This is a genomic window from Streptomyces sp. MNU76 (assembly GCF_020982545.1).
Lineage (GTDB): Bacteria > Actinomycetota > Actinomycetes > Streptomycetales > Streptomycetaceae > Streptomyces.
Window position 1 is genome coordinate 452,759 of record NZ_JAJKLK010000021.1, and the last position, 18,828, is coordinate 471,586.

General features: G+C 71.0%; 11 protein-coding genes, 1 rRNA gene and 4 pseudogenes. 12 read left to right on the plus strand and 4 right to left on the minus strand.

The genetic code is table 11. The features are described 5' to 3' along the window. Window positions 1–64 precede the first annotated feature (64 nt). Window positions 65–1,880 (plus strand): annotated as a pseudogene (locus tag E4N62_RS48905) (hypothetical protein). A gap of 25 nt (window positions 1,881–1,905) precedes the next feature. Here the strand turns inward: E4N62_RS48905 and E4N62_RS34995 are convergent. Further along, window positions 1,906–2,817: a hypothetical protein gene (locus tag E4N62_RS34995; RefSeq protein WP_230220919.1), complete on the minus strand. Its 912-nt coding sequence runs from the start codon at window positions 2,815–2,817 to the stop codon at window positions 1,906–1,908. 71 nt (window positions 2,818–2,888) lie between these two features. Between E4N62_RS34995 and E4N62_RS35000 the strand changes: the two genes are divergently transcribed. From E4N62_RS35000 to ilvD, 4 genes and pseudogenes are all read left to right on the plus strand, one after another. Beyond that, a complete protein-coding gene (locus E4N62_RS35000; RefSeq protein WP_230220921.1) occupies window positions 2,889–3,818 on the plus strand; it encodes a Ppx/GppA phosphatase family protein in 930 nt (309 codons plus the stop codon). A gap of 189 nt (window positions 3,819–4,007) precedes the next feature. Continuing rightward, a pseudogene (locus E4N62_RS35005) lies at window positions 4,008–4,826 on the plus strand (sugar phosphate isomerase/epimerase family protein); the annotation flags it as partial. Between the two features lie 129 nt (window positions 4,827–4,955). After that, window positions 4,956–5,441, plus strand: a complete 486-nt coding sequence (locus tag E4N62_RS35010) for a TetR family transcriptional regulator (protein ID WP_230220978.1) — start codon at window positions 4,956–4,958, stop codon at window positions 5,439–5,441. A gap of 173 nt (window positions 5,442–5,614) precedes the next feature. Further along, the gene (gene ilvD / locus E4N62_RS35015) at window positions 5,615–7,468 is read left to right on the plus strand and encodes a dihydroxy-acid dehydratase (RefSeq protein ID WP_230220923.1); all 1,854 of its coding nucleotides are present in this window, start codon (window positions 5,615–5,617) and stop codon (window positions 7,466–7,468) included. Window positions 7,469–7,625: 157 nt separating this feature from the next. Here the strand turns inward: ilvD and E4N62_RS35020 are convergent, their stop codons facing one another. Next, window positions 7,626–10,019, minus strand: a complete 2,394-nt coding sequence (locus E4N62_RS35020; protein ID WP_230220925.1) for a serine/threonine-protein kinase — start codon at window positions 10,017–10,019, stop codon at window positions 7,626–7,628. 217 nt (window positions 10,020–10,236) lie between these two features. Between E4N62_RS35020 and E4N62_RS35025 the strand changes: the two genes are divergently transcribed. From E4N62_RS35025 to E4N62_RS35035, 3 genes and pseudogenes are all read left to right on the plus strand, one after another. Further along, on the plus strand, window positions 10,237–10,578 hold the full coding sequence (locus E4N62_RS35025; RefSeq protein WP_230220927.1) for an SH3 domain-containing protein: 342 nt from the start codon (window positions 10,237–10,239) through the stop codon (window positions 10,576–10,578). Window positions 10,579–10,744: 166 nt separating this feature from the next. Then, window positions 10,745–11,314, plus strand: a complete 570-nt coding sequence (locus E4N62_RS35030) for an EamA/RhaT family transporter (RefSeq protein WP_230220928.1) — start codon at window positions 10,745–10,747, stop codon at window positions 11,312–11,314. Between the two features lie 128 nt (window positions 11,315–11,442). Next, window positions 11,443–12,203 (plus strand): annotated as a pseudogene (locus E4N62_RS35035) (class I SAM-dependent methyltransferase); the annotation flags it as partial. Here the strand turns inward: E4N62_RS35035 and E4N62_RS35040 are convergent. Then, window positions 12,183–13,690, minus strand: a pseudogene (locus E4N62_RS35040) (SulP family inorganic anion transporter). The pseudogenes E4N62_RS35035 and E4N62_RS35040 overlap by 21 nt on opposite strands. Before the next feature lie 483 nt (window positions 13,691–14,173). On the opposite strand from E4N62_RS35040, the gene E4N62_RS35045 reads away from it, so the two are divergent. From E4N62_RS35045 to proC, 3 genes are all read left to right on the plus strand, one after another. Then, the gene (locus E4N62_RS35045; protein WP_230220981.1) at window positions 14,174–15,004 is read left to right on the plus strand and encodes an ABC transporter ATP-binding protein; all 831 of its coding nucleotides are present in this window, start codon (window positions 14,174–14,176) and stop codon (window positions 15,002–15,004) included. 46 nt (window positions 15,005–15,050) lie between these two features. Further along, window positions 15,051–15,818, plus strand: a complete 768-nt coding sequence (locus E4N62_RS35050) for an ABC transporter permease (protein ID WP_230220982.1) — start codon at window positions 15,051–15,053, stop codon at window positions 15,816–15,818. A gap of 113 nt (window positions 15,819–15,931) precedes the next feature. Then, window positions 15,932–16,744, plus strand: coding sequence for a pyrroline-5-carboxylate reductase (proC, locus tag E4N62_RS35055; RefSeq protein WP_215448356.1), 813 nt, complete (start codon window positions 15,932–15,934; stop codon window positions 16,742–16,744). 12 nt (window positions 16,745–16,756) lie between these two features. Here the strand turns inward: proC and trpS are convergent, their stop codons facing one another. After that, window positions 16,757–17,752, minus strand: a complete 996-nt coding sequence (trpS, locus tag E4N62_RS35060) for a tryptophan--tRNA ligase (protein ID WP_230220930.1) — start codon at window positions 17,750–17,752, stop codon at window positions 16,757–16,759. 835 nt (window positions 17,753–18,587) lie between these two features. Between trpS and E4N62_RS35065 the strand changes: the two genes are divergently transcribed. Next, window positions 18,588–18,828, plus strand: a 16S ribosomal RNA gene (locus tag E4N62_RS35065); the annotation flags it as partial.

The window sequence follows — 18,828 nt, forward strand, 5'->3', positions numbered from 1 at the left end:
CCGTACGGAGTAAATGTGCTCAAGGGGCGAGAAGGTGCTGGTTCCGGGCGCCTACCGTCCATGAATGATGAGCATCAGTCCGGAAACCTCGACCCGCACCACCGGCGCACACCGGGCGCACCGTGAGGCGCGCGATCGGGCCGCGGCGCGCGCGGTGGCGCAGCACCCGTCGACGCGCTACGAGCCGTACCTGGACGGCCTGTTCACCTACTGCATGTCCGTGCTGTGCGACCGTGACGCGGCCACCGCGGCGCTCGCCGACGTGCTCGCGCTCGCCGAGCGGCGCCGGGGGCCGGACACCGCCGACGACCGCCGTGCCCGGCTGTACGCACTGGCCCGCTGGGCATGTCTGCGCAAGCTCGCCGAGGTACGGCAGAAGCGGCCGGCCGCGCATGCCTCCACGCGCACACCGGGGCACGGCGGTGGGACCGACAACACGCATCCCGACAAGGGCCGCTCGGAGAAAGGGCGCTCGGAGAAAGGGCGCTCGGAGAAAGAGCGTCCGGACAAGGGGCGCTCGGGGAAGGCGGGCGCCGTCGAGAGCGCCGCCGTCCGGGCCGTCGCGCTCTCCGAGGACGAGGAGCGGCAGCGACGGCGTGAACTCGCCCTGCTCGCCTGGCCCGAGGCCGCCGGCACCACGCCCGAGCAGCGCGAGGCCCTGGAGTTGGCCGTACGGCATCAGCTCACCGCCCACGAGGTCGCCGCCGTGTTGGGCATGGACCCGACCGCCGCGCGGGAGCTGCTCGCCTCCGCCGCCTGCGAGGTGGAGCGCACCCGTGCCGCCCTCGCGGTCGTCGAGACCCGCGCCTGTCCGAGCGTCGCCCGGCTGACCGGAGACCATCAGCTCGTCCTGGGCGCCACCCTGCGCCGCGAACTCGTCCGGCACGTCGACGACTGCCCCGTCTGCCGGCGCGCCGCCGAGCGCGCCGTCCCCGGCCGCTGGCCCGGCACCACGGTCACGCCCGCCGCGCTGCCGGTGCTCGAAGCGCCGCGTGCCGCCCTGGGGCCCGCGATGGCCCACCTCACGCGCGCACGTGGCGGCGCCCCGCGCTTCGACCGGCGTGGCTTCCCCATGGACCCGAGGGACCGTGCGGCCCGGCGGGAGCGGCTGCGCGCGCGGGCCGTGACCACCACCGTCGTCGCCACCGTGGTCGCGGCGCCCGTCTTCGCGCTCTGGGCCGCCTATCGGGGCGCCCCTCTCATCGGCGAGGGCGGCGACGGCCGTTCGGTCAGCGCGGGCGAGGAGCAGGGCGACGGCGACGGCACCGTCGGCGACGGCAGCGGCGACGCCTACCAGACCGCCGGCAACGCCCGGAACAGGTCCGACGCCCGCCACGGCCGAGGCAAGCACGCGTCGGACGACGTGTCCGTGGAGGTCACCCAGGGCAAGGGGCGGGGCGCGCTCTCCATCACCGCCGCGAACGACGGCGACACCACCCTCATCACCCTCGAAGCGACCGGGGACGCACCCGTCCGCTGGTCCGCCCGCACCGGCGCCGACTGGCTCTACCTCAGCCAGTCCTCCGGCACCCTGAAACCCGGCGAGTCTGTGACGATCAAGGTGTACGTCGACCAGCTGAGCGAGCCCTCCGGGTACTGGACCGCGCGGGTGAACCTGGCTCCGGCGGACGCCGTGGTGACGATCGAGGGCTACGGTCCGGCGCCGACACCGCCGGTCGACCCCGGCCCACCGCGCCCGTCCCGGACCCGGGCCCCCGAGGCCCACCGCCCCACCGCCGACCGCCGACCCGGACCCCACGCCGACCGGCCCGGCCCAGCCGGATCCCACGCCGACCCCGACCGACCCGGCCCCCACGGACCCGGGCGACCCCACGACACCACCGGGCGACGGAGGCGGCGACCCGCCACCGGGGCCGTAGACCGGCGGGGGCGCCGCCAACCCGCTCACCGGCCCGCAGGCTCCGCAGGAGCAGTCGGATCCGCCGGGTGCGGTGCCACCAGGGGCAGGCGGGACGCCAGCCGCTGTTCGCACAGCTCGACCAGGCGGTCGTACCCCTCCTTGCCCATCAGCTCGATCAACTCCGGGCGGTACGAGACAAACACCGGGTCGCCCGCGCCGTGCGCCGAGGTCGCCGAGGTGCACCACCAGTGCAGGTCGTGACCGCCCGGGCCCCAGCCGCGACGGTCGTACTCGCCGATCGACACCTGGAGCACCCGTGTGTCGTCGGGCCGGTCGATCCAGTCGTACGTGCGGCGGATCGGCAACTGCCAGCAGACGTCCGGCTTCGTCTCCAGCGGCTCGCGCCCCTCCTGGAGCGCCAGGATGTGCAGCGAGCAGCCCGCACCCCCGGCGAAGCCCGGGCGGTTCTGGAAGATGCACGACCCCTTGTACGGGCGGGTCTGACGGTCGCCGTCCTCGTCCTTCGAGACCCAGCCCGTCTCCGTGCCCACATCGTGGAACTGCCAGATTTCCGGAGTGAGCCTCGCCACATGTTCGGCGACACGCTTCTCGTCGTCCTCGTCCGAGAAGTGGGCACCCAGGGTGCAGCACCCGTCGGCCGCGCGGCCCGCCTGGATGCCCTGGCAGCCGCTGCCGAAGACGCAGTTCCAGCGAGAGGTCAGCCATGTCAGATCGCAGCGGAAGACCTGCTCGTCGTCCGCCGGATCAGGGAACTCCACCCACGCGCGCGCGAAATCGAGCCCCTTCTCGTCCGGTGCGGTGGACTCCGCCGAGCCCTTCGTCGACTTCGGTGGTCTGGTCGCCGCCTTCGCCCGCGAAGAGCCGCCGGCCGCAGCCGTCCCCGACGCCGCTCCCGCTGCCGACTTGTCGGCCTTTGCCTTTTTCGTCTTTGGCACCCGTCCAGGGTACGGCGCCCGAAGCCGCATCGAGGACGGCGCACGCCTCCGCTGGCAGTAGCGTTCCGCCCATGAGACTCGGTGTCCTCGACGTGGGATCGAACACGGTGCATCTGCTGGTGGTGGACGCACACCCGGGCGCGCGCCCCCTGCCCGCGCACTCGCACAAGGTGGAACTGCGCCTTGCCCAACTCCTCGACGAGGCCGGGGCCATCGACCCCGAAGGGGTCGACAAACTCATAGCCGTCGTCCACGAGGCGCTCCAGGCCGCCGAGGACAAGGGAGTCGAGGAGCTGCTCCCGTTCGCCACGTCGGCTGTGCGTGAGGCCAGCAACGCCGACGACGTCCTCACCCGTGTCAAGGACGAGACCGGCGTGGAGCTCCAGGTCCTCACCGGCGCCGAGGAGGCCCGGCTGACCTTCCTCGCCGTCCGCCGGTGGTTCGGCTGGTCGGCCGGCAAGCTCCTCGTCCTCGACATCGGCGGCGGCTCGCTGGAGATCGCCTACGGCATAGACGAGGAGCCCGACGCCGCCGCCTCGCTGCCCCTGGGGCCGGCCGCCTCACCGCCGGCTGGCTCCCCGGGACCCGCCCACCCCGACGACATCCGGTCCCTGCGCCGTCATGTCCGGGCCCAGATCGCCCGTACGGTCGGGGAGTTCAGCCGCTTCGGGGCCCCCGACCACGTCGTCGCCACGTCCAAGACCTTCAAGCAGCTCGCCCGTATCGGCGGCGCCGCCCGCTCCGCCGAGGGCCTCTACGTCCAGCGCGACCTCAAGCGCGAGGCGTTGGAGTCCTGGGTTCCCAAGCTCGCCGGTATGACCACCGCGCAACGAGCCGCCCTGCCCGGCGTGTCCGAGGGGCGGGCCAACCAGCTCCTCGCGGGGGCGTTGGTGGCGGAGGCCGCGATGGATCTGTTCGAGGTGGAGACGCTGGAGATCTGTCCCTGGGCGCTTCGGGAGGGTGTGATCCTGCGGCGGTTGGATCACATGGGGACGGCGTAGGGGAGGCAGGACTGGTTTGTGGGCGGGTGCGGGTCCGGTGGGGCTTCTCGCGCGGTTCCCCGCGCCCCTGAAGAGCCGGGATCGAGCTAATCCACCCTCGTACGCACGCCCCGGCAAGCAGCTGGCAACCCCGGCCGACAACCAGCCCCAGGCCCACACGAGCAAACCCACCCCGTTAGGCTGTGCCGCGTGGCAGAACCCGTACGGATCCCGGACGCGAAGGTCGCCCTGTCCACGGCCTCCGTGTACCCGGAGTCGACGGCCACGGCCTTCGAGATCGCCGCACGCCTCGGGTACGACGGCGTGGAGGTCATGGTCTGGACCGACCCGGTCAGCCAGGACCTGGAGGCCCTGCGCCGCCTCTCCGACTACCACCAGATCCCCATCCTCGCCGTCCACGCGCCCTGTCTCCTGATCACCCAGCGCGTGTGGTCCACCGACCCGTGGGTCAAGCTCCAGCGCGCCCAGGCCGCCGCCGAGAAGCTCGGCGCGAGCACGGTCGTCGTGCACCCCCCGTTCCGCTGGCAGCGCCAGTACGCGCGTGACTTCGTCACCGGGATCTGGCGGATGGCGAACGAGACGGACGTCCGGTTCGCCGTCGAGAACATGTACCCCTGGCGCTACCGCGACCGCGAGATGCTCGCGTACGCCCCCGACTGGGACGTCACGAACGACGACTACCGGCACTTCACGATCGACCTCAGCCACGCCGCGACCTCCCGCACCGACGCCCTGGACATGGTCGACCGCATGGGCGACCGCCTCGGCCATGTGCACATGGCGGACGGCAAGGGGTCGGCCAAGGACGAGCACCTCGTCCCCGGCCGCGGCAGCCAGCCCTGCGCCGAGCTGCTGGAACGTCTCGCCCTGAGCGGTTTCGACGGTCACGTCGTGATCGAGGTCAACACTCGCCGCGCCATGTCCGCCGCCGAGCGCGAGGCCGACCTGGCGGAGGCGCTCGCCTTCACCCGGCTGCATCTCGCCTCCGCCGCGCGGGTCCCCGACCGTGACCCCGGGCACCCCCGCCGCAGGGGCCGGCCCTCCCGTACGGAATCGGCCGACACGCCCGCCGCCCGCGACCGCATCCTGGCGGCGGCCCGCGAGGAGTTCTCCGAGCGCGGCTACGACAAGGCGTCCATACGCGGCATCGCCAAGGCCGCCGGGGTGGACTCGGCCCTGGTGCACCACTACTTCGGCACGAAGGAGCAGGTGTTCGAGGCCGCCATCACCCTCTCCTTCGGCCCCGCCATGCAGGCTCCGCAGGCCGTCGAAGAGGGTCCGCTCGGCGATGCCGGCGAGCGGCTCACCCGGTTCGTCTTCGGCGTCTGGGAGAACCCGGCGACCCGTGCGCCCCTGCTCGCGATCGTCCGTTCCGCCGTGAACAACGAGGCCGCGGCCGCCGTCTTCCGCCGCATCATCGCCACGCAGGTGCTCCGCCGCATCGCCGACCGCCTGGACGTACCGGACGCGGAGCTGAGGGCGGAACTGGCCGCCGCGCAGCTGGTGGGCATCGCGATGTTGCGGTATGTGATCAAGGTGGAGCCGTTGGCGTCGGCGGATCCCGAGCAGATCATCGCAAGGGTGGCTCCCGTGGTGCAGGCACACCTCACCGCGCCCTCCTAGGGGCAGCGGGCAGGGGCAGGGGTGGGGCCGACGGGAGCAGGAGCAACGGGGCCGGGCTCGTACTCGGAAACCGAGACGGGCGTCCCATATTTCGGTCATCGTGTCCATCCCCTGGATGACCGGCGTACGCTCGACTTCAGTCATTACTCTCCGAAGGAGCGAGGCGAGCGACGATGCCCGAGCTGAGGTCCCGCACAGTCACCCACGGCCGCAACATGGCGGGCGCCCGCGCCCTTATGCGCGCCTCCGGTGTACCGGGCGCGGACATCGGCCGCAAGCCGATCATCGCGGTCGCGAACTCCTTCACCGAGTTCGTGCCGGGCCACACCCACCTCCAGCCGGTGGGCCGGATCGTCAGCGAGGCCATCCGCGAGGCCGGCGGCATCCCGCGCGAGTTCAACACGATCGCCGTGGACGACGGCATCGCGATGGGCCACGGCGGCATGCTGTACAGCCTCCCCTCCCGCGACCTGATCGCGGACTCGGTCGAGTACATGGTCGAGGCCCACTGCGCCGACGCGCTGATCTGCATCTCCAACTGCGACAAGATCACCCCGGGCATGCTGAACGCCGCCCTGCGGCTCAACATCCCGACCGTCTTCGTCTCCGGCGGCCCCATGGAGTCCGGCCGGGCCACCCTCGTCGACGGCACGGTCCGCACGCTCGACCTGGTCGACGCGATCTCCGACGCCGTGAACGACAAGATCTCGGACGAGGACATCCTCCGTATCGAGGAGAACGCCTGTCCGACCTGTGGCTCCTGCTCCGGCATGTTCACGGCCAACTCGATGAACTGCCTGACCGAGGCCATCGGCCTCTCCCTCCCGGGCAACGGCTCGGTCCTGGCCACGCACACGGCCCGCAAGCAGCTGTACATCGACGCGGCCCGCACGGTCATGGACATCACCCGCCGCTACTACGACCAGGACGACGAGACGGTCCTGCCGCGGTCGATCGCGAACTTCGCGGCCTTCGAGAACGCGATGGCCCTCGACATCGCCATGGGTGGCTCCACCAACACGATCCTGCACCTGCTGGCCGCCGCCCAGGAGGCGGGCGTCCCGTTCGGCCTGAACGAGATCGACGCCGTCTCGCGCCGCGTGCCGTGCCTGGCCAAGGTCGCGCCGAACGTCGCCAAGGACCGCACGTACTACATGGAGGACGTGCACCGCGCCGGCGGCATCCCGGCCCTGCTGGGTGAGCTGCACCGCGCGGGCCTGCTCAACGAGGACGTGAACTCCGTCCACAGCCCCTCCCTCGCGGACTGGCTGAAGACCTGGGACGTGCGCGGGGGCTCCCCGTCGCCCAAGGCCGTCGAGCTGTGGCACGCGGCCCCCGGCTGCGTCCGCTCCGCCGAGGCGTTCTCCACATCCGAGCGCTGGGAGGCCCTGGACGAGGACGCCGAGGGCGGCTGCATCCGCTCCGCCGAGCACGCCTACTCCAAGGACGGCGGCCTGGCGGTGCTCAAGGGCAACCTCGCCGTCGACGGCTGTGTGGTGAAGACGGCAGGCGTCGACGAGTCGATCTGGACCTTCGAGGGCCCGGCGGTCGTCTGCGAGTCGCAGGAGGAGGCCGTCCAGAAGATCCTGCTGAAGGAGATCAAGGAGGGCGACGTCGTCGTCATCCGCTACGAGGGCCCCAAGGGCGGCCCCGGCATGCAGGAGATGCTCTACCCGACCTCGTACCTCAAGGGCCGGGGCCTGGGCAAGTCCTGCGCGCTGATCACCGACGGCCGTTTCTCCGGCGGCACCTCGGGACTGTCCATCGGCCACGCCTCGCCCGAGGCGGCCGGCGGCGGCACGATCGCCCTCGTCGAGGACGGCGACCGCATCCGCATCGACATCCCGAACCGTTCGATCGAGCTGCTGGTCGACGACGCCGAACTGGCCCGCCGCGAGCAGGCGCTGAACGGCGTCTACGCCCCGAAGAACCGGGAGCGCAAGGTGTCTGCCGCGCTGCGCGCCTACGCCGCGATGGCCACCAGCGCCGACAAGGGCGCGGTCCGGGACGTCAGCAAGCTGGGCTGAGGGCCGGCGCCGTCCGCGGTCCGCCGTCCCGCACGACGGCTGTGGCTGTACGAAAGCGACGGCTGCACGAGTCCCGTACGAGTGAGGGCCGTTCCCCGGTGGGGACGGCCCTCGGTCGTGTACGGGTCGTGTACGGCTTGTGGGGCCGGCCGCCGTCTCACCAGCTCGCCGGGTCGGTTCCGTCCAGGCCGAGCACGGTCCCGTCGAGCGCGCCCGCGCAGACTCGGCCGTCGATCACCACCGGCCGGGGCAGGGCGCCGGTGAGGCGGTCCGATTCGCCGAGCCGTGCCGGTGTGTCCCCGCTGATCCGTCCCTTGCGCACGTCGACCGCGAGCACCCGGCCGTCGGACGAGGTGAAGTACACATACCGGTCGCCGACGACGGGTGTCGAACTCCGCGCGACCCCCGTCTCGGTCCGCCACACCTGCGCGCGGGCCTTCATGTCGACGGCCACGAGCGCGCCGCTCGCGCCGCTCAGCAGGTACACGACATCACCCCGCACCACCGCGTGCGCCTGTTCGAGCCGTACGGGCAGCTCGACCCGGACGGTCTTCCCGGTGCCGGGGTCGTACCGGACCACGGCGACCGTGTCGGGGTAGGCGCCCCCGATCGCGGCGAAGAGGAGGGAGCCGTCCTGGGCCCCCACGGGTTCCAGCTGACCGTCCAGCCGGGCGTCCCACCGCACGTCGCCCGTCTCGGGGTCCACCGCGGTGACCCGGGTCCGAGCCCCCGTGCCCGCGCCGGTGACGCTCGCCACGTAGGCCGACCGGTCGCCGTCGAACGACGTGAAGTACGCCTCCGGCTGCCCCGGGATCCGGCGGCTCCACACGGTGTCGCCGGTGGCGCCGTCCACCCCGGTGACCGTTCCGTCGGCTGAGGTCAGCAGCAGCATGCCGCCCGCGAACCGCTGGGCGCCGTACACGGAGAGGTCCCGCTCCCACCGCGCCTTGCCGGTGTGCGGATCGAGCGCCTGGACCCGGCGGTTGTGGTCTGTCAGTACGTGCACCAGCCCGCCGGCCTCGACGGGCGGGGCACCCGTGCCCGGCGCGCCCACGCCTTCGACGGTGTGCCGCCACAGCACGCTGCCGTCCGCCGGATCCAGCGCGGAGACCAGCCCCGGCTGGGAGCAGAGCAGCTTCCCGGCCCCGTACGAGCACTGCGGCACGCTCCCGTTCTTCGCCGCGGGCTTGGTGGCCCAGGCTTCGAGCGCGGGCGAGGCGGCCGCGGCACGACTGGCCCGGGGAGTGGCCGCGGCCCCGTCCGCCCGCCCGCCGTCACCGCCCAGCATCCGCGCCGAGACGAACCCGCCTCCCGCGACGAGCACCAGCGAGGCGGCGACCAGAACGGCCCGCCGCCGCAACCGCCTGCCGACCGAACCGGCCCCGCGTCCAGGCTCACTGTCGCGGGGCGCCCCGGACTCACTGCGACCATCACCGACACCTGCACCGGACCTCGGGCCCGGGCCTGTGCCCGTGTGCGTGTCCGTATCGGTGCCGGTGCCGGTGCCGGTGTTCGTGTCTGTCGCGGTGCCGGTGCCGGGGCTGGTGCCGGTTCTGGTGTGGGTGCCGGAGCTCTCGGCCTCCCTCCATCCAGCGTTCGTGTCCCCGTGCTCCCTGCCGTCCGGGACGGCCCCAGCCCACCCCGCCCCTCGTCTCTCCTTCTCCCGCTCCCTCTCCCGTTCCCGGTCCCGCTGGGACGGTATGAAGCTCTGGGTGTCGTACGAGGCCGCCACGGACCGGAGTTCGTGCATCAGCTGGTCCGCGGTGGGCCGGTCGTCGGGCTCCTTCGCGAGGCAGGCGCGGACGAGCGGCGCGAGGTTGTCGGGCACGCCGGTGAGGTCCGGCTCGTCGTGGACGACCTGGTAGGCGACGACGTAGGGGCTGTCGGAGTCGAAGGGGCCGCGACCGGTGGCCGCGTGCACGGTCACCGAACCGAGGGCGAAGATGTCGGCGGCGGGCCCGACCTCCCGGGGCCGCCGGAACTGTTCGGGGGCCATGAACGGCGGTGTACCGATCAACTTGCCGGTCTCCGTTCGCAGTTCACTGTCCTTCGGCCGGGAGATACCGAAGTCGATGACCTTGGGGCCGTCCTCGGCGAGCAGAACGTTGCTGGGCTTGAGATCCCGGTGCACCACGCCGGCGCGGTGGATGTCGCGCAGGGCCTCCGCGAGTCCGGCCATCAGCCGCCGCAACTGGCCGGGTGGCATGGGCCCGTTCCGCTTGACGTGCTCGGCGAGGGTGGGGCCGGGGATGAAGAGGGTGGCCATCCAGGGCCGGGGGCTGTCCGTGTCGGCGTCGACGACAGGTGCGGTGAAGGCGCCGCTGACCCGCCGGGCGGCGGCCACCTCCTGTCGGAAACGGCCCCTGAACTCGGGGTCCTTGGCGAACTCGGCATGCACCACCTTCACCGCGAGCCGTAGCCCCGAGGTCGAGGTGGCCAGATGGACGACACCCATGCCGCCAGATCCCAGACACGACTCCAGGCGGTACTGACCGGAGTACTCGGGAAGTTCCGCTTCTGCTCCCGACCCGGTGCCCCGCTGCGGTGCCATGGGTCCACCCCCGTGCTGTTTCGGCCGCTCTCGCGACGCTCGGAGCCTAGTCGATGACACGTACCGGACAGAGGCGGCTTGCTAGCCTGCGCGTGCGAAAAACGCACAGGTGTGCGTGTCCTGATTCAGGGGTATCAAAGGGTCCCCATGGCTTGCATGGGGACCAAACGGGGTTCGCACGGGTTTCAAAGCAGTTTCAAACGGGGGGAGTTCAGCCATGTCTGTCGAGCATGCCGAAGAGATCACGGGTGACGGCGAGGGGGAGCGGACCGCCACCGTGGCGGCCACCGCGGCGGCGGTCACCGCGGCCGTCCGGTACTACTCGGTCGCGCCGGGTGTCCGCCTCAACGTCCGCAGCGGCCCGAGCACGAGTTACGGCATCGTCCGCGTCCTCTCCGAGGGCGCCAGGGTGCCGATCTACTGCCAGACCCCGGGCCAGACCATCTCCGGTCCGTACGGCACGACGAACCTCTGGGACAACATCGACAACGGTCAGTACATCTCCGACGCGTACGTCTACACCGGCAGCGACGGCTACGTGGCCGGCCGCTGCGGCTGACCGGTAGGGGACGCCCGGACACCGTTCGTGGAGAGACAGCTCGCCGCGGTACCCCGCACCCGGGGTGCCGCGGCGAAGCGGCGAAGCCACAAGGCCTCCCCGGAGAGGCCACCCCACTCCCGATGCCGCCGCCCGGCCCATGTCGACCCGGGGCGATAATCGACGCGTGAGCGATGAACCGAAGAACATCCGGGCGGAGCGGCGGGAGCGGCAGGCGCAGCAGGAGTCGGCGGAACCGCGGGAGCGCCAGGCGCCCTCGGCGGCCGGGACCACCCCTGCGGGCCCTCGCCCCGAACCCATCCGCTTCTTCGGGACGACCTGGCTGAATCACGACGGCAACTATTCGGCCCGCCGCGCCGGCGTCACCGCGGGCTCGCTCGCCGCCGTGGTCGCGTCAGCCCTGATGCTGCGCCTGGCCTACGAGGGCCTGCAGCTGGCGGCGGTCGGCGGCTTCGTCAGCATCCTGGTCGTGATCATGTTCGCCATCTGCAGCGCGCTGGCCTTCGGCCACACCTGGGGCTCCTACACCGAACGCCCCGACCCGGACCGCCAGTCCTCCCTGCGGGGCCTCCTCGCCATCGGCTTCCTGGGCTCCCTGACCGCCTACTTCCTCCGCTCCCTCAAGGAGGCCCCGGGCGAGGCCCTCCACCGCGAGGAATACACGACGGCCCGCGACCGGTACGACCGCCGCACAGCCAAGCGCACCGGCAACCCGGCGAAGCGCCGCAGCCCTTGACGCAGCCCCCCGGGGGCGCGGGGAACCGCGCGAGCGGGTTGGGGCGGCGGAGGCCGACAAACCCTCCCCATACCCCCACCGCAAGCCACGATGCCCCATGACCACCTCTCGCCCTCACCCGGGCCCCACCCTCCCACAGCACCCGAGCCCACTCCTTCAACACCGCCGCAGCCCAGTACGCGGCGAACCGCCCTCCTACCCACCCACCCTGTTCGACACCGTCGAAGCCCTGTCCCCGCCCTCTCCACGGCTCCCGCACCGTCGACGTAGGCGCGCACCGGCATCTCCACCGCGCTCCTCCACGGACGGGGCGCCCATGTACTGGCCGTCGAACCCGGCGCGGGCATGGCCGCCCAGTTCCGCCGCTCCCACCCCCCACCCCGTCGTCCGAGGCGACGGCAACGCCCTCCCCGTCGCCACCGCCTCGACCGACTTCCTGACCTACGCCCAGTCCTGGCACTGGACCGACCCCTCCCGTTCGGTCCCGGAAGCCGTCCGCGTACTGCGCCCCGGCGGCGTACTCGCCCTCTGGTGGAACTCCGACGCCGCCGACATCCCCTGGATCGCCGACTCCACCACCCGCATCCACCGCTTCCTCGGTGTGGACGCCGGCACCCCGATCGAGAAGAGCGGTTCCGGTGCGGCCGCCGCCCTCACCGACACAGCGGGGCTCCTCGACTTCACCCGCCGCGAACTCCGCTGGAGCCGCGAGGTCTCCCTCGACACCCATCTGGCCAACATCGCCAGTCATTCGACGTTCCTGATCCTGGGCGAAGACGCCACCGCCGAGTTCCTCGCCGAGGAACGAGCGCGCCTCCGGGAGCTCTTCCCCACAGAAACCATCGAGGAGACCTACGACGTGGACCTGCTACTGGCCATCCGCCCCTGAACCAGGCCCCTTTGCATCAACCCTTCCTGCACCGGGCCCTCCTGCACCGGGCCCTCCTGCACCGGGCCCTCCTGCACCCGCCCCGCGCTCCACGGCCACCCCCGCTCTCCACGCCTCCAAAGCCGCCGCACACGCGTGATCCACATGCCACAGCCCGCCCAACTCCAGCCGCACACCCCGCTCCCGAGGCACCCCGTCCAACGCGTCCAGCAGCTTTGGCAACCGCAGGAACGTCGCGTTCCCGACCACCCGTACCACCACCCCCATCTCCCCCCGGTCCTCGATCTCCACATGGACCTGGCTGATGTCCCACGCCGTCTTGACCACCGCCAACGCGAGCCCCACCAGCACCCCTCGAAGAGGTTCCAGACGACGATCGCCGAGGCGGTCACCCCAGCACCACCACCTCCCCGCGATCGTGCCCCCGCCCCCGCCACAGCACCCCCAACTCCCGTACGGGCACCAGCCGACACCCCGCGTACACCAGCAACCCGGCCAGTGCCGCCACGGGGATCACGCCGAGCATCCCGGGCAGCAACGCGGCGAAGAGCAACAGCCACAGCCCGTGCAGCATCCGTGAGGCTTTGGTCCGCGCCCCCGCCCGCACGTTCGCCGCGCTCCGTACGATCACCGCCGTCATGGGCAGCGCTCCGAGCACCCCGCACAGCACGTTCCCGGCGCCCTGGGCGACCAACTCGCGGTCGTAGTCGGTTCTCGGGCCGTCGTGCAACTGGTCCACGGCCGCCGCGCCGAAAAGCGACTCGGCGGAGGCGATCAGCGCGAGGGCGAGAACGGTCCCGACCACCCCCACCTCCGCGAGCAACCCCAGGTCATCGACCGTCGGCACCCGCACGGCCTCCAGCAACCCCCGCACCTCGACCCGTCGCACCCCCAGTTCGAAGACCCCCGTGACCAGGGCCGCGCTCCCGACAGCCACCAACGGCGCCGGCGCGAACCGCGCTCCCCACCGCCACCGGGGCCACACCACCAACACACCTACCGTGGCACCCCCGAGCGCGAGCGCCACGGGATCCACAGCCCCGGGCAACGACCCCAGCCCCGCGACCTTCTCGATCCCCGCCCGGGCGCGGCCGCATCCCCATCGCGTAGACCTGCCCCGCCACCAGTACCAGCCCGATCCCGGCGAGCATCCCCTGCACCACGGCCACGGACACGGCCCGAAACCACCGCCCCCAGCGCAACACCCCCAACACGAGCTGCAGCACTCCGGCGCCGAGCACCAGCACACCGAGCGCCGACAGCCCGTACGCCCGCACTGCCTCGTACACCAACACCGTCAGCCCGGCCGCCGGCCCGCTCACCTGGAGGCTGCTCCCTGGCAACGCACCGACGACCAGTCCTCCGACGATCCCCGTGACCAGCCCCAACTCCGCCGGCACCCCCGACGCCACCGCGACCCCCGCACACAACGGCAGCGCCACCAGGAACACGACGACCGAGGCGGCCAACTCCCCTCGCCACGGCACAGCACCCGGGCCCCCTAGCCATGGCCGGAGCCGTAACCGTCCCTGAAACGCTCCCAAGGCATTACGCACGAGACACACACCTCCGGCAGCCGAGGTTCGACAGGAGTGCCCGACAGGAGATGCGCAGTCCCGAGCCAGGGGAGGGAACCCGACGGTGATCACGAGAACTCACGGCAGGAGTCCGCCGCACAGGTCACCCGGGCGCACGACGCGGCCGAGCACCCCCTCCGCATGGCCACGCTCCGCAATCAATTGTCACCCAAAGCGAGCATTCGCCGCACCCCTTTCCCATGACCGCCACCCCGCACCGGAAGCGCACCTCAGCGGACGCCCGCCTTCCCAACCCCACCGAGCGCCCGCGCCGTTTCGCTCCCGCCGCGCCGCCCTCCTGTCACCCGCGCCCGCCCGCCGCTCGGCGCCCGGATGCAGCCGCGCCTCCCTTTGACGACGCCCCGCCCCTGCGCAATATTCATCACATGATGAATTACCTTCCGGAGACTCCACCTCCACCCCGACCCCGCGCCCCCTCCACGCCCCGCCGTCCACGCCCAGGCCCTCACCGTCGCCCGAGGCCCCCGCACGGTCCTCCGCAACCTCGACTTCGTCGTCCCCCCAGGCCAGATCACCGGCCTCCTGGGCCCCTCCGGTTGCGGCAAATCAACCCTGATGCGAGCGATCGTCGGCACCCAGGCCAAGGTCACCGGCACCCTCGACGTCCTCGGCCGACCCGCAGGCGACGCCACCCTCCGCTCCCGCATCGGCTACGTCACCCAGGCCCCCTCCGTCTACGACGACCTGACCGTCCGCCAGAACCTCGCCTACTTCGCCGCGATCCTCGACCCCGGCCGCGCCGCCGCCGACCGCCGCGACGAGAACGTCACCCGGGCCATCGCCGACGTGGCCCTCACCACCCACGCCGACGCCCTCGCCGGCAAGCTCTCCAGCGGCCAGCGCAGCCGCGTCTCCCTGGCCGTGGCCCTCCTCGGCACACCCGAACTCCTGGTCCTCGACGAGCCCACCGTCGGCCTCGACCCCGTCCTGCGCCGTGAGCTCTGGACCCTCTTCGACACCATCGCCGCCGAGCGCCGCGCCACCCTCCTGATCTCCTCCCACGTCATGGACGAGGCCGAGCGCTGCCACCGCCTCCTCCTCATGCGCGAGGGCGAGATCCTCGCCGACGACACCCCCGAGGCCCTCCGCACCCGCACCCACACGGAAACGGTCGAAGCGGCCTTCCTCCACCTCGTCGACGAGGCCACCGCGACCACGCCCCCAGCCGCGACCGACACACACCGGAAGGAGCCGACGCGATGACGACGACACCGAACACGGACGTGGCCCCCACGCCCCGCAGCCCTCGATCTCCCACCCCACACCCCACTCCAGGGCCCTCAGCTACTCCCGCACGACCGCCACCGCCGCCCGAGTCCTCCGCCAACTCGGCCACGACCCGCGCACGATCGCCCTGATGCTCCTCATCCCGTGCGTGATGCTCTTCCTCCTCCGCTACGTCTTCGACGGCAACCCACGCGTCTTCGACTCCATCGGCGCCTCACTCCTCGGCATCTTCCCGCTGATCACGATGTTCCTGGTGACCTCGATCGCGACCCTGCGCGAACGCACCTCCGGCACCCTGGAACGCCTCCTCTCCATGCCCCTCGGCAAGGGAGACCTCATCGCCGGCTACGCCCTGGCCTTCGGCACCCTGGCGATCATCCAGTCCGCCCTCGCCACCGGTCTGGCCCTCTGGTTCCTCGACCTGGACGTCATCGGCTCACCCTGGCTCCTCCTGATCGTCGCCCTCCTCGACGCCCTGCTGGGCACCGCCCTCGGTCTCTTCGTCTCGGCCTTCGCCTCCTCCGAGTTCCAGGCCGTCCAGTTCATGCCGGCCGTGATCTTCCCCCAGCTCCTGCTCTGCGGCCTGTTCACCCCGCGCCCCGAGATGCACCCCGCGCTGGAAGCCATCTCCAACGTCCTCCCCATGTCGTACGCCGTCGACGGCATGAACGAAGTCCTGCTGCACGGCGACATGACCGCCACCTTCGTCCGCGACGTCGCGATCGTCGCCGGCTGCGCCCTGCTGGTCCTGACCCTGGGAGCGGCCACCCTGCGCCGCCGGACGACCTGACGGCCACCGAGCCCATGCCCGACGTTCCGCCCACCGGACACGGCAGCCGGACGCCCGCCCCTGGTGCGAGGATGGCCCCAGGACGACGCACCCCCCCGGAGGGCACCCGCACCATGAGCCAGAAAGTCGCAGTCCTCGGCACCGGCAAGATCGGCGAGGCCCTGCTCAGTGGCATGATCCGAGCCGGCTGGGCGCCCGCGGACCTCCTGGTCACCGCCCGCCGACCCGAGCGCGCCGAGGAACTCCGCACCCGCTACGGCGTCACCCCGGTCACCAACGCCGAGGCGGCGAAGACCGCGGACACGCTCATCCTCACGGTCAAGCCCCAGGACATGGCCACTCTCCTCGACGAACTGGCCCCGCACACCCCCGCCGACCGCCTGGTCGTCAGCGGCGCGGCGGGCATCCCCACCTCCTTCTTCGAGGAGCGCCTGGCCGCCGGCACCCCCGTCGTCCGTGTCATGACGAACACCCCTGCCCTCGTCGACGAGGCCATGTCCGTGATCTCCGCGGGCAGCCACGCGAGTGAGGCCGACCTCGCGCATGCCGAGGAGATCTTCGGCGCCGTCGGCAAGACGCTCCGCGTCCCCGAGTCCCAGCAGGACGCCTGTACCGCCCTCTCCGGCTCCGGCCCGGCGTACTTCTTCTACCTGGTCGAAGCCATGACCGACGCGGGCATCCTCCTCGGCCTGCCCCGGGACAAGGCCCACGACCTGATCGTCCAGTCCGCCATCGGCGCGGCCACGATGCTCCGCGACAGCGGCGAACACCCCGTCAAGCTCCGCGAGAACGTCACCTCTCCCGCCGGCACGACGATCAGCGCGATCCGCGAACTCGAGAACCACGGAGTACGCGCCGCACTGATCGCCGCACTGGAGGCCGCCCGCGACCGCAGCCGCGAACTGGCCTCCGGCAACAACAGCTGACGCCGCCCGCGGTCAACCGGCCAGAAGACCGATCGCCCGATACGCCTCATCCACCCTCGGTCGAGCCATCTCTCTGGCCTTCGCCGCACCCATCCGCAGCACCCCCTCCACATACGCAGGATCCGCGCACAACGCCTTGTGCCTCTCCTGTACGGGTCTGAGGAGCTCGACCACGGCCTCTGCGGTGTCCTTCTTCAGTGCTCCGTACGATTCATATACACCGCTCAGGTCCTCGGGGTTCCCACCCTCACAGGCCGCGAGGATCTCCAGCAGATTCGAGAGCCCCGGCCGCCCCTCCCGGTCGTACACGACGTCCCGCCCGCTGTCGGTCACGGCCCGCATGACCTTCTTCCGCACGACATCCGGTTCGTCCAGCAGATAGACGATCCCCGGCCCGACGTCGTCCGTCTTCCCCATCTTCGACGTCGGGTCCTGCAGATTCATCACCCGCGCCCCGACCTTCGGCGGGGTGGCCCGGGGCACGACGAACGTCTGCCCGTACCGCTGGTTGAACCGCACCGCGAGATCCCGCGTCAGCTCCACGTGCTGTTTCTGGTCGTCCCCGACCGGCACCTCGTCCGTCCCGTAGGCCAGGATGTCCGCCGCCATCAGCACCGGATACGTCAGCAGCGAGAGCCGGACACTCCCGCCCCGCTCCCGCTCCCGCGCCGCCTTCTCCTTGTACTGGATCATGCGCCGCATCTCACCGTCCGTGGCCACGCACTCCAACAGGTACGAGAGCCGCGCGTGCTCGTCCACATGACTCTGCACGAAGACGGTGCACAGCTCGGGATCCAGCCCCGACGCCAGCAACAGCGTCGCCGCCTGCCGGCTGAGTCTGCGCACCCGGGCAGGATCGTGGTCCACGGTCAGCGCGTGCAGGTCCACGACGCAGAACAGCGCGTCCGTCCGGTGCTGGTCGACCTCGGCCCACCGCCGCACGGCCCCCAGGTAGTTCCCCAGCGTCAGATGCCCTGTCGGCTTGATACCGCTGAAGACCCGTGTCATCTCTCCACCTCCTGATCAGGACCGCCGCCACCGGGCGGCCGACCCTCAGAGGGGACAAACGAGAACGGCCGCCAGGGCGGCGGCCGTTGAGTACATACGTGTGTACGGCCGCCGTCAGGCGGCCCACCACTGCTGGCGACACGTACGTGTAGTCATGCGGGCCAGGCTACGCCCGCGAGAGGCCGATCGGCAGCGAGTTGACACACCCCGAGCCGATACGTAGTGTTCTCCGGGTTGTCCGACGTGAGCGCCGACCTCGGTCGGTCCCCGGACAGCCATTCCGCAGGTAACCACCAACAATCGACGATCCGTCGTCGTGCCTTGGTATACGAATTTGCGAAATGAGGAATCCGCGTTCGAAAGGACGCAGCCCCCGATTAGCTCGGGAGCCAGGAATCCGCTAAAGTCTCACTCGTCGGAACGGCCCAACAGCCGCGAAGACAACTCCCGCTGACTGGGAATCAGGCCCGAAAGGATCTGATAGAGTCGGAACCGCCGGAAAGGGAAACGCGGAAGCGGAAACCTGGAAAGCACCGAGGAAATCGGATCCGAAAACGATCTGATAGAGTCGGAAACGCAAGACAGCAAGACCGAAGGGAAACTGCCCGGAGGAAAGCCCGAGAACAGCTTGGGTGAGTACAAAGGAAGCGTCCGTTCCTTGAGAACTCAACAGCGTGCCAAAAATCAACGCCAGATATGTTGATACCCCGTTCCCAGCCGATTCCGGTTGGGGCGAGGTTCCTTTGAAACAAACACAGCGAGGATGCTGTGAACCATCGGACTATTCCTCCGGTGGTTCCGCTCTCGTGTGTGTGCACCGGATTACCGGTAAACATTCACGGAGAGTTTGATCCTGGCTCAGGACGAACGCTGGCGGCGTGCTTAACACACGCAAGTCGAACGATGAACCACTTCGGTGGGGATTAGTGGCGAACGGGTGAGTAACACGTGGGCAATCTGCCTTCACTCTGGGACAAGCCCTGGAAACGGGGTCTAATACCGGATACAACCACTGGGGGCATCTCTTGGTGGTGGAAAGCTCCGGCGGTGAAGGATGAGCCCGCGGCCTATCAGCT